Source organism: Aliivibrio sp. EL58 (assembly GCF_900312675.1).
GTDB lineage: Bacteria > Pseudomonadota > Gammaproteobacteria > Enterobacterales > Vibrionaceae > Aliivibrio.
The window spans coordinates 980,218-995,390 of sequence record NZ_OMPC01000001.1 but is presented as its reverse complement, the minus strand read 5'-3'; the positions used below and the strand labels follow the sequence as shown (position 1 = coordinate 995,390).

The window sequence follows — 15,173 nt, the reverse complement described above, 5'->3', positions numbered from 1 at the left end:
TATTATTAAAATTAACATTATCGTGTAAACATTTACATTGCTTTTAAGTTTAATTTCCGTACTCTATTTTGCTATACCCTTTTACCTAGTAAATATAATGAATACGGCTATTTTATGGGCTTTTGTCCCTACTTTTTTCTTCGTCTCTGTTACTCCTGGTATGTGCATGACATTAGCACTAAGCCTAGGGATGAGTATTGGTTATAAACGCACACTTTGGATGATGGCAGGTGAATTAGTTGGCGTAGCTATCGTCGCTGTTGCTGCTGTATTAGGTGTCGCTGCTATTATGCTTAATTACCCATGGTTATTTACTGGGTTTAAAGCTGTGGGTGCCAGTTACCTTGCTTATATTGGCATTCAAATGTGGCGCTCTAAAGGCAAGCTTGCTATGACAGGAGAACCTACAGAGGCACCAAAAGGAAAAGATTGGGATTTAGTGGTTCAAGGTTTTGTAACCGCAATAGCTAACCCAAAAGGTTGGGCTTTTATGGTCTCATTACTTCCTCCATTTATCGATGGAAGTCATGCTATTGCACCGCAATTAATCGCACTTGTCTCGATCATTTTGGTTTGTGAGTTTTTATGTATGACACTGTATGCCGTCGGTGGGAAAGGTCTGAAACGTGTCCTTGGTCATTCAAATAACGTAAAGATCATGAATCGAATTTCAGGTAGTTTGATGATTGGTGTCGCTATCTGGCTATTTATGGGTTAACACTTACACTATGGTGATCCATTGCGGTCACCTTTTAAACACTCATTCTTTTAATGCTGACGCAAAGTTACAAAAACTAAACTTTCATAACCTCAGCTAGCATGTCTAATTCTTCATTTGTTAGAAGCTCACTAATAGATGGCTCTTTTATTGCTGTCTTTTCTTTTAACTTTTTATTGATCGCATGCTGTAAGTTTCGTAATTGATAAACTGTCAGTTCATTCAGTTCAATTTTAATTGTTTCTGTACTAATCATAACAAACTCCAAATATCTTAACGCTTTCATCAACAACATGAATGTTACTTCTCTTTTTCCTACACTTTGTCAGACAAATGTCAAAGCTAAAAGTTGCAAAAATCGGTTATACTGATCGCATTATAGTTTAAAGGAGAAAACTAATGCGCATTCAAGTAGATACTCATACCCACACCTACGCTAGTGGCCACGCTTACAGTACAATCAGTGAAAACGCTTTTTCTGCCTCCCAACTTGGTTTACCGATGTTTTGCACGACAGATCATGCCTCTTCAATGCCTGGTGCGCCGCATTACTGGTTTTTCAGTAATCAGAGAGTATTACCTAGGTTTCTTCACGGAGTGGCTATAATAAGAGGCTGCGAGGTTAATATATGCAATATCGAAGGTGACATTGATATCCCCCTCTCTGTTGATCAAAACCTTGATTGGATCATTGCTAGTTTCCATGAACCTGTTTTTCCTCCTCAAAGTAAAGAAGTTCATACTCAAGCGCTTTTGAATATTATTCGATCAGGCCGAGTCGATGCATTAGGGCACCTTGGAAACCCTAATTTTGATTTTAATTTTGAAGAAGTCATTCAATGTGCGGTGGACAACAACGTCGCAATAGAGATTAACAATACCTCTCTAAAAGGAGGCAGTCGCATTGGCAGTATTGACCGTTGTTATGAGATTGCCAAAGTAGTAAAGGAGCTTGGAGCTTATATCACCACAGGAAGTGATGCCCACTTCTGTGCGGATATTGGGAAGTTTGAAAAAGTAGAACTACTTATTGATGCTGTAGACTTTCCTCTAGAAAAAATGATTACTCATACCCCTAACCAGTTTCTTAAATTCTTAGCACTGCGTGGACGTGCGTCTATTTCAGAGTTTGACCGATTCACTAAGTAATCTGAAGCTGAAAATTCACTTACAACAGATATAAAAAATGGAAGACTATCTCTAGTCTTCCATTTTTATTTGTTATCCAGAATATTAGATTTCTGAATTAGCCTTTTAAGCCTTGTTTTGCTAGGTACTCTTCGTAAGTACCGTGGAAATCGTTAACGCCATCTTTCGTAATTTCAATGATGCGCGTTGCAATAGAAGATACAAACTGACGGTCATGAGATACAAACATCAATGTACCTTTGTAGTTCTCAAGAGCCAAGTTCAATGCTTCGATTGATTCCATATCCATGTGGTTTGTTGGTTCATCCATAAGAAGGATGTTTGCTTTTTGCATGATTAGCTTGCCAAATAGCATACGACCTTGCTCACCACCAGAAATTACTTTTACAGATTTCTTAATGTCACTTTGAGAGAAAAGCATACGCCCAAGAATACCGCGAACGACTTGTTCGTCATCGCCTTCTTGTTTCCACTGACCCATCCAATCTAATAGGTTAAGATCTTCTTCGAAGTCATGGCTATGGTCTTGTGCATAAAAGCCGATGTTGTGGTTTTCAGACCATTTCACCATACCTGCCATTGGTTCCATTTCACCAGCAAGCGTATTAAGGAACGTAGATTTACCAATACCATTCTCACCGATGATAGCAATACGCTCACCCACTTCAACCATTAGGTTTACACCATTGATTAGGATATTTTCATCGTAACCTTGTTTTAGGCCTTCAACTTCTAATGCATTACGGAAAAGTGGTTTTTCTTGGTCAAAACGAATGAACGGAGATTGACGGCTAGATGCTTTAATCTCTGTTAGTTCAATTTTATCTAAACGCTTTTGACGAGACGTTGCTTGTTTTGCTTTCGATGCGTTTGCAGAGAAACGGCTTACGAATGTTTGTAAATCAGCAATCTGTGCTTTCTTCTTCGCATTGTCTGCTTGAAGTTGCTCACGAGCTTGCGTTGCTGCTGTCATGTATTCATCGTAGTTACCTGGGAACAGGCAAATATCACCGTAATCGACATCAGCCATGTGTGTACATACTGCATTTAAGAAATGACGGTCATGCGAGATGATGATCATTGTGCAGTTACGAGCAAGAAGAACATCTTCTAACCACGCAATTGTATGCATGTCCAAGTTGTTCGTTGGTTCATCAAGAAGCATGATATCTGGTTCAGCAAACAGTACTTGAGCTAGTAGAACACGAACTTTAAGACCTGGAGCAACTTCGCTCATTAAGCCAAAGTGCTGTGATTCAGGAAGACCTAGGCCTAATAGAAGTTCACCCGCACGAGCTTCAGCTGAGTAGCCATCCATTTCCGCAAATTCAGTCTCTAAATCACCAACACGCATGCCATCTTCATCTGACATTTCAGGTAAAGAATAGATACGGTCACGCTCTTCTTTTACTTTCCATAGCTCTTTATGACCCATGATCACAGTGTCGATTACTGTGTATTCTTCAAATGCGAATTGGTCTTGACCTAATTTAGCCATACGCTCATTAGGATCAGTTGATACTGTACCGCCAGACTGTTCTAACTCTCCACCTAAGATTTTCATGAAGGTAGATTTACCACAGCCGTTTGCGCCGATTAAACCGTAACGGTTACCGTTACCAAACTTAACAGAAATATTTTCAAAAAGAGGCTTATCGCCAAATTGCATTGTGATGTTAGCAGTCGTTAGCACAGTACATTCCAATTAGTTATTCAAATAGACATAAAAAAACTGGCCCACATGTCCAGCTTTTCAAATTTCAGGCGATTATAGCAGCATTTGTGATTTACATCACTGTTTATTCTGCCTTATTATTTTCAACGGTTTACCTCAAAGCACCTGACAGCGAGGAGAGCTTAGATCACCATTACCTTCCTTATCTAAAACTATTTCACTCACCTGTGGATTGCTTTTCTCAAGTAACAAAACAAACTCCGCTTCAGGTAGTGGTTTAGATAAAAAATAGCCTTGAACTAACTGGCAACCAAGCGCCCGCACATAATTAAGCTGTTCTTCCGTTTCAACCCCTTCAGCAACAACTTCTAAGTGATACAGTTTTGCAACATCGACAATAATATCCACTAGAGGCCTATCTTCAGTTTTACCTTTATTAATCTCATTAATAAACATTCGGTCTATCTTTAAAATATCAATAGGATAATCGATTAATTGGCTAAAAGCGGTAAATCCTGTTCCAAAATCATCTAATGAAAGATTTACTCCTAAGCCATGTAAAGCCGATAATATATCTCCGTTTTTATGCTCTCCTGGCACAAAACAGGTCTCAGTAATTTCGAGCTCAATAAGCTGAGGGGGAACTTGGTAAGTATCAATGAGGCCTGATACTTTTTCTACAAATTCTGGGTTTTTTAATTGCCATGAAGAAAAGTTAATCGCAAGGACCCCTGAAAAACTGAATTTTTTTATCCATTCTGATAACTTTTGAAATGCAGATTCAAGAACCCAATAATCCATATCTTTAATCAAACCTGATTTTTCAGCTATAGGAATAAACTGCTCTGGCCCATAAGCAGCTAAGGTCTCATTAGTTGAGCGTAATAATACTTCACAACCACGCAAAGACCCATTTTGGCAGTCATATATAGGCATATAGACTAAATAAAACTCATTATTGACTAGTGCGTCTTTTAAACTCATCGTAACTGTTTCATATCGTTCGATTTCATAAGACAATTTTGATGTATAAAATTGGTATGCACTGTGGCTACAGCTTTTTGCTGAGTACATGGCTATATCGGCTTTTTTTATGACATGATCGGCATCTTCTGCATCATCAGGGTACATTGCGATACCAATGCTGATCCCGATATCAAAGAGGTGATTATCTATTCTAAATCCTTCATCAAAAAGAGAGATAATATTTTTAGCTGCTTGAACTACATTATTCATATCTCTCACATTGTGAATAACAAGCCCAAACTCATCACCCGATAATCGAGCGATATCAAATTGACTTTCGTCACCATGAGTAAGATTTGTCTCATGTAAAGACTCAGCTAAACGAGTAGAAAACACCTTTAAAACCTGATCTCCAATAAAATGACCAAATCGTTCATTCACACTTTTAAAGTTATTTAAATCAATATAAAACATCGCAAATCGAGTCTGTTGATTCAAACTATTCGATACAAGTTTACTAAGTTCTAATTGAAACTGGATCCGGTTGGCTAGCCCTGTTAGATGATCATATTTTGCAATGTTATCTAGTTTCATTATTAAATCGATGTATTTATTCGTCAATAAGGAGACTTCATCATTACTTTGAAGCCTTGCTATTCGAAGTTTGTCCCCAGGAACGGTATCTTCCACTTGTTTGGTCAAATTAACGACCGGATTAATAATCCGACTTGTAATCAACGATTTTAAAAGAATAAATGTAATCCCTGTAACTGCAATAACGATAGACAAGAATAAAAATCGATATGGCTGGTACAGCTTATCCAAATAAGTATATGGCACTGAAACTTCGATTTTCCACAGCTGATTTGCTAGATATAATCCGTAATTAATGTCTTTATCATTCATGAAGTTTAGCGTTGTTACACTCTCCATTGTTTGTGAATGCCCAATGGGAGAAATATTAATCAATACATTTTCACCAAGGCTGCTTTTTAGCTCATGCATATAATTTGTGGCTCTTGGTAAACGTAATTTAATAATCGCAGTATAAATGGAGTGTCCCTTAGAAAAAGAGGTCGTGGATATTGCTTGATCAGGTGAGAACGTTCTTATCCAAAGTATCTCGTTACCTCTTTTTTCGGTCATTAGAAGTTGATACCTAGATGGCTGAAGTTCTGAAACACCTTGTGGCTTTATATTTTCATTGATATAAGCGAAATGCTCTGTAATAGCCTCAGTGATCTCAATTGTTGCAAATGGGTCTTCTGCATCATATAAAAAGACCTCTTCCTTATCTGAGTTAAGTATACCAAAGATTACTATTTCACCCCCTCTCAACTCTAATTGATTAATACTTTTAACAAGTTCTTTATTCGAGTAGTTTTTATGACTATCAAACCTTAAGTTGTTAAGGTACTTATTTACGCTTTGGCCTCCTAGAAACATATTCGCAACAGAATCCAATTCATAAAGTGAATCTTTTAAACTGTCTGAGATATGCTTCAATTCATATTCAATTTTTTCACTTAAAGATGAAATCAATTGCGTTTTTTGGCTGTTGTAAGACAATATTCCTGCAAGAGAAAAGATAACAAGCATTACTGGGAGTATGATGAAATTGACTTTGGCGGATAACTTCATTCGAATCTCCTTATTCTTTTGACAGTACGTTAATTATATTCCCTCTAATTTTTAGAGCATTACTGTCTAGAGGTTCATAATAATAATACTGTCGTGCTTCTGCTGCTGGCGGAAACAACTCTGTATCATTCAAATATTCATCATTTGCTAACGTCAGCGCTCGATCATTTGCGGTTGCAAACCATATTTTTTCTGCATTTTCTATTGCGTTTTTTGGGGTACTAATAAACTGAAGAAATGATAACGAGGCTTGGCTTAACGGCTTGTTTGCTAGAGAAGAAAAACACTCATACCATAGTAATGTCCCTTCACGAGGAATGGTGTATTCCCAATCATCTTGACCTGTTGTTTTAGATATTTGCTCTGTCTCACCAGAATAAAATACAGCAACATCCATGACTGACTCCGTACCCTCATCAATCGCATAACCAAGACTATTTCTAAAAACTAAGAGGTCACCTATTACTTCATTGAGTAATTTATAAGCTTCTTTTAGCTCCGACTCCTCATTGGTCATTGGATGGTAACCTAAAGCCATCAACGCAATAGCAACAGTATCCATGTCTTCATCAGGAATAACGACTTTACCTGGATGTTCTTTCGCATAATCAAAAACATCCATCCATGAACCAAATGTCTCCGCTACTTTTGAACTTCTATAGCCAATCCCAATAGAACCAAACGAATAAGGAATTCCATATTGATGGCAAGCTTCTTTTGCTCCATCAGAGAAGTAAGTTAACTCAGAAGACAGGGATGGGTTGATTGCATTTAAAATACCTTTTTCACCAAAGGTTTTTACTGTATAGCCGTCGAGAATAAATAAGTCGTATGCTGATGCCTTTCCAGAGTACACAACATCATCTCGCAAAGATTCGCTTTCAAAGTAAATCTGTTTAACAGTATGGCCTGTTTGTTTTTCAAAATCTGCTAATATTTCATCTGAAAAATAGCCTTCCCACGTAAATAATCTAACTTCACCAGCCTGTAACACGGTACTTGTTAAGCCAAACAGTAAAAAAATACTCAGGTAGATTAATTGCATATCTCATTACTCTCTAATTTAAATTATTATGGAGTAGAAACGATATTGCTTGTCTCTTGTATATTCTAACTATAGGACAAGATCCCAAATCTTCCGAAAAATCTGAGGGTTTAAAGCACAAAGCTGATCAGCACCATCGATTTTTATTTCTATCGAGATAAATAGCTAATTTAATGCCACGCTAGAAGGAGAAATCATGAGTATATATTTTCTTTAAAAAAGAACCGTGTCAAAATATTGGTTTGTGAGCTATTTATTCGAACGGTCATTCATAATTACATTAATATCAATAAATGATTGGATATAAAAAAAGCGAGCCATCATAGCTCGCTTTTTTATATTCTGTATTTTAGAAGGATTTACAGTAGTTCAACAGACTGTTGAGCAATTACAAATTCTTCGTTGGTTGGGATAACCATTGCTACTGCATTTAGCATTTCTGATTTAGCGACAATACCATCAGCGCCAAAACGAGCAGCTTCATTACCTGCAACATCTTCAACAAAACCAAGAATTTTAAGGTTGTTTAAGATTTCACGACGGATAGGTAAAGAGTTTTCACCGATACCACCAGTAAAGATGATGCCATCTAGAGAATCTAACGCTGCTAGGTAAGAAGCAACGTACTTAGCTACACGGTATGTGAATACTTGGAATGCTAATGTCGCACCTTCGTGACCTTCTTCCATCGCTTCAAGGATACCGCGAGCATCACTTGTTAAGCCGGACACACCTAGGAAACCAGACTCTTTGTTTAGAGAGTTAAATACTTGCTCTTGTGACCAACCTTTTTTAAGTAGGTACTCAATGATGCCTGGATCTAAGTCACCACAACGTGTACCCATCATTAGACCAGAAAGTGGGGTAAAGCCCATTGATGTATCAACACTGTTACCGTCTTTAATTGCACAAACCGATGCGCCATTACCTAGGTGAACTGAGATAAAGCTAGATTCTTCAATTGGCTTGTTAATCATTTTCGCAGCTTCACGGCTTACAAAATAATGACTTGTGCCGTGGAAACCGTAACGACGAACACCAAAATCAGTATATAACTCTTTAGCAATAGCACCTGTGTATGCACGCTTCGGCATAGTTTGGTGGAACGCTGTGTCAAATACCGCAAATTGAGGAAGAGAAGGGAAGGCTTCAACAGCAGCACGGATACCAATAGCACCAGCTGGGTTATGTAATGGAGCAAGATCTGATAGGCTTTCAATCTCTTGAGTTACTTCTTCAGAAATGCGAACTGTTTGTGTGAATTTTTCACCACCGTGAACGATACGATGACCAATCGCAACGATACCATCAGTAAAACCAAACTCTTCAGTTAGTCCAACTAATTTTCCAATTGCAATTTTATGGTGGTTCTCTTCGCCTTCAATGGCTATTTCTGTTTTCTGTCCCTGATACTTCCAGCTCATACGAGCATCTTCCAGGCCAAAACACTCACCAAGACCACTTAATACTGCATCACCAGAAGCAGAATCGATAACGGCAAACTTTAGTGAAGAGCTGCCTGAATTGATAACTAATACGTATTCGTTGTTCATCATTATTCTCTTTATTATACATCTGTAGGTTGCACATAGATCTGTGCCTTTTGTTACCCTACCATTATTCAACTTTTTTTTAATTATTCAACTTTTGTTTTTCTTTTTTTTGCTTTGATCTTGAATTTCACTGATCTAGATCAACTTATCAAACTCTTAAATAATTTGCACCTGCATCGATTTTATTGCAAAAATGTTAACTCTGTCTTGTTATCACTACTATTTAATATCAATAGGTTGATTTAAAAATACATACTGTCAAGAATGATGTACCGTTCAAATTTTGACTATAGCTTTAATGAATATATTAATTTGTGATGACTCGAAAGTCGCACGAAAAACACTCTCAAGTAATATAGAGGTGATACCTGAAAACTCTCTTTTTTTTGCGGAAGATGGTTCTCAGGCTCTAGCGATACTAAAAGAACATTCGATTGATATACTCTTTCTTGATTTAACCATGCCAGTAATGGACGGATTTGGTGTTCTAGAACGACTACCTATCAACTCACACCCTACTCAAATCATTGTTGTATCAGGAGATGTTCAAGAAAAAGCAAAACAGCGCTGTTATAGCTTAGGCGCTCATGAATTTCTTGAAAAACCATTTAAACCTGAAGTCATGGCGGCTCTTCTTCATCGTTATGGTATTCCTGTAAGCGCTAAATTAGCTCATCACAACCCTAGCTACACCCTCTCTTTTTCAGAAGTCATCGCCAATATTAAAGAGATCAGTAATGTTGCTCTAGGTGCTAGTGCCGCTCTCATTTCAGAACAATTTGACCGTTTTATTGACATGCCACTACCAAATGTTGCTTCGTTACATCACTCTGAATTACAGATGACACTGCAAGATATTGTAAACAATTCAGAATATCGTGCCATTTCACAGCGGTTTGTGGGTAACGGGATTAATGGTGAGGCACTTGTCTGTTTGCATGGCGACGATTTATCCGAATTATTAAACGTTGATAATGGCGACGAGCAAATAACAACCAATGAAGCGATTTTGGATATCTCAAACCTTTTAGTCTCTTCTTTTCTATCGTCTTTCAATACACAGTTAGATATTGATATTTCATTACGCCAACCTATTGTGTTAGAGACAGACCAATTGAAAGCAGCATTAAGACATAAACCATCCTTCCTGACAGAATATGATAATGACATTTTTACTATCGAATTTGTCTATTCTGCGGAAACAATTGATTTAAAATGTGATGTTATTTTTTTAATGGATAACGATTCTTTAGCTGCCATTAAAGCCATTCTGGAGAGTATATTATGATGAACTCTGATATGAGTGATTTTCATTGGGCGATGCAAGTCATCGGTGATTTAGATGCTGGATTAATTGTATTAGATAACGATTACCAAGTATGCGCTTGGAATGACTTCATGCAGTCTTACAGTGGCATAACTTCAGATAAGATCCTAGGGCATGTTATTTTTGATGTTATCCCAGAACTGCCTGAAAAATGGTTAAGGAAAAAAATAAATGCTTCATTTACTTTAAATTCTCGCGGCTTTTCATGCTGGGAAGATAGGCCTTATTTATTCAAGTTTAAGAACTTTACCCCGATCTCTAATGGTTTGACTGAGATGCGTCAAAACATTACTTTCTCACCACTAACTTCATTAAATGGTCAGGTTTCTCATGTCAGTTTAGTGATTAACGATGTTACTGACATCGCCAAAAATAAGCTGCATTTACAAGAGTCGAATCAACAATTATCAGATCTAAGTAAAACCGATGGATTAACCAAACTATTTAATCGTGCCTATTGGGAGTCATGTTTAAAAAGAGAGTTTGAACAAGCAAAGATATCAGGGGCGACATCTTCTGTGGTTATCTTTGATATCGACCATTTTAAAAAAGTTAATGATACTTATGGTCATACCGTCGGCGATGGTGTAATTCGTAACGCGGCAGATTTATTACGTAAGACTTCTCGCAACACTGACATTTGCGGGCGCTATGGAGGTGAAGAATTTACCGTTATTCTTCCTGGTACCAATGCAGAGCAAGCTCTCTATTTTGCTGAAAGACTGCGTAAACGTATCGAAAAGACAGTGATTGAATGTGATAGTAGCTCTTCTATAACTTATAACGTCAGTTTAGGAGTCTGTGAGTTATCCGAAGAAAATGATAACTATTTAACTTGGTTAGAGATGGCAGACAAAGCACTCTATTACTCTAAAGAGCATGGCAGAAATCAATCTACAATTTATAGACCTGAATTAAGCTAACCCTTCCCTTCTTTTCATATGTCTAACTTTTAGATAGAAAAAAGCCTGAGTGGTAATACCCAGGCTCTGATTACAAGAAGTAAAGTTGCATCCTGCAACACTTACCCAGCTATGCGTAATGCCAATACTGCGCTGAACACTTTACCGATCGGCGACCAAACCATCATAAAGCTCTTCACGCAAATGGACCCTGCCCAAAATGTGTCGGGTCCGTATAATTATCGTTATCCTTTTACACCACCGGCTGTCAAACCACCCACAAGAAACTTCTGAGCAAGTAAGAAAACCAATGTAATAGGTAATGCTGATAATACAGCAGCTGCCGCAAAATCGCCCCATAAGTAGTTCTGAGGGTATAAATACTGTTGCATACCAACTGCTAATGTGTACGAGTTTACATCAGAAAGTAGTAAAGATGCTACAGGAACCTCTGTTATTACCCCAATAAAAGATAAAATAAACACAACAGCCAAAATTGGCACAGATAGCGGAAGCAACACAAGACGGAATGCCTGCCATGGTGTAGCGCCATCTAACGCAGCCGCCTCTTCTAATGAGTTATCAATGGTTTCAAAGTAACCTTTAATCGTCCACACATGCAGTGCTATACCACCAAGATAAGCAAATACAAGTCCACCGTGGGTATTTAGCCCTAAAAATGGAATGTATTGGCCTAGTTTGTCAAATAAAGCATATAAAGCAACAAGCGCTAGTACCGCTGGGAACATTTGAAAAATCATCATTCCTTTCAGTATAGTTTCTTTTCCTTTAAAACGTAGTCGAGCAAAGGCATACGCACTGGTTGTAGATAACACAACGATTAATACAGAGCTTATCGCAGCGACTTTAATTGAATTCCATAACCAAGTTAAAACAGGAAATGGAGGTTGAGTCGTTGTTCCATCAGCATGCTCTACCGCAATACCTAACGCTAGTTTCCAGTGTTCTAATGATGGATTCTCAGGAATAATACTCCCTGTTGCAAAGTTACCTTCACGGAATGAAATAGTAATAACCATTAGTAATGGGAAAATGATCATCGCTAAAAAAATCCACATAGCTACATGAGTTGCCCAAACACGATATTTTAAGTTTTTTCCTTGAACCATTGGCATATCAATGAATCCTTATTTATTATTTTAACGACTAGTTATTTGATAATTTAGTGAAGCGTAGGTTTAGTAACGCTAAGCCACCAACTAATAAGAATATAAGCGTTGCAATAGCACTTGCTAAACCAAAGTCTTGACCACCACTGCCTTCAAATGCGATTCGGTACGTGTAACTTACTAATAAGTCGGTATAACCTGCAGGCTCTGTGGTTCCAATCATATTTGGACCACCTTTAGTTAATAGCGCAATCATTACAAAGTTATTGAAGTTAAAAGCAAAAGCGGCAATCAATAGCGGTGTTAATGGTTTAACCATCATTGGCACTGTGATATTGAAAAAGTTTTGAATTGGTCCGGCACCATCAATAGCTGAAGCTTCATAAAGCTCTTCTGGAATCGATTTCAATAGACCCATACATAGGATCATCATGTAAGGGAAGCCTAGCCAAGTGTTCACAATTAATACCATTGTTTTTGCTGTGAACGGGTCTGAGAACCAATTAGGTTGAATACCAAACATACTATCAAGCAGCATATTGATCTCACCAAAACTTTGGTTAAAGAGACCACGGAAAATCAGGATAGAAATAAACGCCGGAACCGCATAAGGAAGAATTAACAACAAACGGTAAACGGCACGACCTTTAAGCTCTTCCCACTGCACTACCGCAGCAAGAACCAAACCTATTGCTAGAGTGAAAACAACGGTACAAGTAGCAAAGATCACCGTCCAAATAAAGATACTAATGAACGGTTCTTTAATACCATCATCTTTCCAAATTCGTTCAAAGTTAGCAGCACCAACGTTAACAACAAAACCAGGAGAAATAGGATCACCAACAAAAACATCATTATCGTTAACTTCTTGATAGAAACCTGTTTCATGATTTGCTTTAAAATAGGTTTCTGTTTTGTTGTTATAAAGTGTTTCGCCATCATCTTGCAGAACAAATAAAGGTCCTACTGCAGCAAATTTACGTAAACCACTCATCTTAATACTTTCGCCAGAAGGCAAAGACAACGTAATTAAATTCAAGCTAGGGCGCTTCGCAATAATCTCTTTAATTTTTGCTTTCTTGCCTTTTATTGACTCAACAGGAGCCAATACAAGATCACGTTCAACCGCATTGGCTAAATCAAACGTTTCAGTTGCAAATAACTCTCCTGAATCTTTGATGGTTAACGCGTAACCATTACCTTGATTCATTAACTGAAACTTATAACTCTTCCCACTTTGGAATGTTTTTGAAAGCTGTACCGTTTGTGCTCGCTCTAACGTGAGTTGGTTAGTGGCACTATAATTGGTGAACGCTAAACCAATAGTGTAAACCAATGGGAAAATTATAAATAAAATCATGCCCGCAATACCAGGAAAGGTATATCTGTGAGCATACGTTTTTTTACTGCCAAACACATAAACGGCTAGCGATGTTAATACCAAAGTTAACATTGCAAATGCAGTTTCACCACGAGAATACATAAGTACGCATACATAGCCATTTATTGCAGCAATAGCGGATAATAAACCCCACTTTGCTAATGATTTATAATTTGTATGCGAAGCGACTGCTGTTGTCATAAACTCCAAGACCTTTTTAAAAATACCAACCTAGTAAGTCAATTAATTAGGAAACAAACTTAGTAGAGTGGTATGCATTGATGAGAAGTTGATTTAGTCAAACGAGAGAAGGAGATAGATAGGCTCCCTCTCTCAAAAGATTCTATTTATTTTGTCATGCGCTGTTCAGCAGCAGTTAGTGCATCACCAATCATTTGACGACCATCAACCACATTACCAATAGCTTCTTCCATGCTGTACCAGAACGTTGTGAACTCTGGAATGTTTGGCATAATTTCACCATTCATTGCATTGTCCATTGTTGCTGCGATACGTGGGTCATTACCTAGTTGCTCTTGGAAAGAGTTTAATGCTACGGCACCTAGTGGTTTATCATCGTTTAAGCTTTTTAGACCTTCATCCGTCAATAAGTAGCTTTCAAAGAATTCAACCGCTAGATCTTTGTTTGGAGAAACAGCACTGATACCACCAACCCAAACACCAACGAATGGTTTAGACGCTTGTCCGTGGAACTTAGGCAGTGTTGTTACACCATAATCGATGCCTGCTTTTTCAACGTTCGCCCAGCCCCAAGGACCGTTGATCATCATAGCAACGTTACCTTTTACAAATTCAGATTCAGCCACTGAGTAATCCATATCAGCTGAAATCGTTTTGTCTTTTACCATGGTCTCAATAAAGCTCATTGCATCTTGAACGCCTTTTTGGTTTACACCTGCGTTCTTAACATCATAGCCATCGGCTGTTTTCTTAAAGGCATAACCACCGTCAGCCGCTAATAAAGGCCATGTGAAATAAGCACCACCACGTAAAGGCCACATAATTGCTTTTTGACCATTCTTCATTAATTCTTTATCTAACGCAGGAATATCTTCCCAGTTTTTTGGTGGCGTTTTTACTAATGCTTTATTGTAAATTAGAGAGACTGATTCAATCGCCACTGGATATGCGATTGTTTTACCTTTGTATTCAACGGCATCCCATGCAAAGTCCACAATTTCAGATTTCAATTCTTCAGATGGTTTAATTTCCGCTAATAAACCTGCTTCAGCAAAACCACCAAAACGGTCATGCGCATAGAAGATCATGTCTGGACCATCACCGGTTGCCGCTACTTGAGGAAATTTCTCTTCCGCTTTATCAGGGAAAGAAACAGTCACTTTAATGCCTGTATCTTCTTCAAAACGTTTACCTACTTCCGCCATACCTTCGTAGGCTTTATCACCAGTCACCCAAATCGTTAGTTGACCTTCTTCGATTGCTGCAGAAGCATTGATTGAACCAAGAGCTGCCATTGTGCATAAAGCGACAGTGCTGAGGACTTTTTTCATTGTGAATCCTTCCTTTATAATTAGCGAATCATCCGTAGGGTTAGGTAAAAATAGGTGATGATTCAATTTTCAGGATGTATTTTCGGTAATTACGCCCCTTTAATCATCCTCCTACTCTCTACGCCTTTTCACTTGTCACTTAAAAGCGTGATCT

Annotated in this window: 12 protein-coding genes; 4 read left to right on the top strand and 8 right to left on the bottom strand. The window is 38.0% G+C overall.

The window, feature by feature from the left end; genetic code table 11:
- Positions 1-97: 97 nt before the first annotated feature.
- On the top strand, positions 98-718 hold the full coding sequence (locus tag ED622_RS04280) for a LysE family translocator (protein WP_122032695.1): 621 nt from the start codon (positions 98-100) through the stop codon (positions 716-718).
- A 76-nt stretch (positions 719-794) separates the two neighbouring features.
- On the opposite strand, the gene ED622_RS04275 is transcribed toward ED622_RS04280, so the two are convergent.
- Positions 795-974 carry a hypothetical protein gene (locus ED622_RS04275; protein ID WP_122032694.1) on the bottom strand — a complete coding sequence of 60 codons (180 nt, stop codon included), beginning with the start codon at positions 972-974 and terminating at the stop codon, positions 795-797.
- Positions 975-1,117: 143 nt separating this feature from the next.
- Between ED622_RS04275 and ED622_RS04270 the strand changes: the two genes are divergently transcribed.
- A complete protein-coding gene (locus ED622_RS04270) occupies positions 1,118-1,867 on the top strand; it encodes a phosphatase (RefSeq protein ID WP_122032693.1) in 750 nt (249 codons plus the stop codon).
- A 97-nt stretch (positions 1,868-1,964) separates the two neighbouring features.
- Here the strand turns inward: ED622_RS04270 and ED622_RS04265 are convergent, their stop codons facing one another.
- The 4 genes from ED622_RS04265 to ED622_RS04250 form a co-directional block, all read right to left on the bottom strand.
- The gene (locus ED622_RS04265) at positions 1,965-3,560 is read right to left on the bottom strand and encodes an ABC-F family ATPase (RefSeq protein ID WP_122032692.1); all 1,596 of its coding nucleotides are present in this window, start codon (positions 3,558-3,560) and stop codon (positions 1,965-1,967) included.
- Between the two features lie 138 nt (positions 3,561-3,698).
- The gene (locus ED622_RS04260; RefSeq protein WP_122032691.1) at positions 3,699-6,149 is read right to left on the bottom strand and encodes a bifunctional diguanylate cyclase/phosphodiesterase; all 2,451 of its coding nucleotides are present in this window, start codon (positions 6,147-6,149) and stop codon (positions 3,699-3,701) included.
- A 10-nt stretch (positions 6,150-6,159) separates the two neighbouring features.
- The gene (locus tag ED622_RS04255; protein WP_122032690.1) at positions 6,160-7,194 is read right to left on the bottom strand and encodes a PotD/PotF family extracellular solute-binding protein; all 1,035 of its coding nucleotides are present in this window, start codon (positions 7,192-7,194) and stop codon (positions 6,160-6,162) included.
- A 359-nt stretch (positions 7,195-7,553) separates the two neighbouring features.
- Complete coding sequence (locus ED622_RS04250; protein WP_162922462.1) at positions 7,554-8,747, bottom strand: acetate/propionate family kinase; 1,194 nt, start codon at positions 8,745-8,747, stop codon at positions 7,554-7,556.
- Positions 8,748-9,045: 298 nt separating this feature from the next.
- Here ED622_RS04250 and ED622_RS04245 point away from each other — a divergent pair, with 298 nt between their 5' ends.
- Entirely contained in the window at positions 9,046-10,035 is a 990-nt protein-coding gene (locus tag ED622_RS04245) for a response regulator (RefSeq protein WP_122032688.1), read from the top strand.
- On the top strand, positions 10,035-10,997 hold the full coding sequence (locus ED622_RS04240) for a sensor domain-containing diguanylate cyclase (protein WP_162922461.1): 963 nt from the start codon (positions 10,035-10,037) through the stop codon (positions 10,995-10,997). Before ED622_RS04245 ends, ED622_RS04240 begins: the two co-directional genes overlap by 1 nt.
- A gap of 224 nt (positions 10,998-11,221) precedes the next feature.
- On the opposite strand, the gene malG is transcribed toward ED622_RS04240, so the two are convergent.
- The 3 genes from malG to malE all read right to left on the bottom strand — a co-directional run bounded on the left by malG (position 11,222) and on the right by malE (position 15,019).
- A complete protein-coding gene (gene malG, locus ED622_RS04235; protein ID WP_122032686.1) occupies positions 11,222-12,112 on the bottom strand; it encodes a maltose ABC transporter permease MalG in 891 nt (296 codons plus the stop codon).
- A gap of 31 nt (positions 12,113-12,143) precedes the next feature.
- Entirely contained in the window at positions 12,144-13,688 is a 1,545-nt protein-coding gene (malF, locus tag ED622_RS04230; RefSeq protein WP_122032685.1) for a maltose ABC transporter permease MalF, read from the bottom strand.
- Between the two features lie 146 nt (positions 13,689-13,834).
- Entirely contained in the window at positions 13,835-15,019 is a 1,185-nt protein-coding gene (gene malE, locus ED622_RS04225) for a maltose/maltodextrin ABC transporter substrate-binding protein MalE (protein ID WP_122032684.1), read from the bottom strand.
- Between the last annotated feature and the right edge of the window lie 154 nt (positions 15,020-15,173).

Excerpts from the sequence above, each read along its gene's own strand:
- ED622_RS04280 (WP_122032695.1), top strand. The coding sequence starts at position 98 with ATGAATACGGCTATTTTATGGGCTTTTGTCCCTACTTTTTTCTTCGTC.
- ED622_RS04275 (WP_122032694.1), bottom strand. The coding sequence starts at position 974 with ATGATTAGTACAGAAACAATTAAAATTGAACTGAATGAACTGACAGTT.
- ED622_RS04270 (WP_122032693.1), top strand. The coding sequence starts at position 1,118 with ATGCGCATTCAAGTAGATACTCATACCCACACCTACGCTAGTGGCCAC.
- ED622_RS04260 (WP_122032691.1), bottom strand. The coding sequence starts at position 6,149 with ATGAAGTTATCCGCCAAAGTCAATTTCATCATACTCCCAGTAATGCTT.
- ED622_RS04255 (WP_122032690.1), bottom strand. The coding sequence starts at position 7,194 with ATGCAATTAATCTACCTGAGTATTTTTTTACTGTTTGGCTTAACAAGT.
- ED622_RS04250 (WP_162922462.1), bottom strand. The coding sequence starts at position 8,747 with ATGAACAACGAATACGTATTAGTTATCAATTCAGGCAGCTCTTCACTA.
- ED622_RS04245 (WP_122032688.1), top strand. The coding sequence starts at position 9,046 with ATGAATATATTAATTTGTGATGACTCGAAAGTCGCACGAAAAACACTC.
- ED622_RS04240 (WP_162922461.1), top strand. The coding sequence starts at position 10,035 with ATGAACTCTGATATGAGTGATTTTCATTGGGCGATGCAAGTCATCGGT.
- malG (WP_122032686.1), bottom strand. The coding sequence starts at position 12,112 with ATGCCAATGGTTCAAGGAAAAAACTTAAAATATCGTGTTTGGGCAACT.
- malF (WP_122032685.1), bottom strand. The coding sequence starts at position 13,688 with ATGACAACAGCAGTCGCTTCGCATACAAATTATAAATCATTAGCAAAG.
- malE (WP_122032684.1), bottom strand. The coding sequence starts at position 15,019 with ATGAAAAAAGTCCTCAGCACTGTCGCTTTATGCACAATGGCAGCTCTT.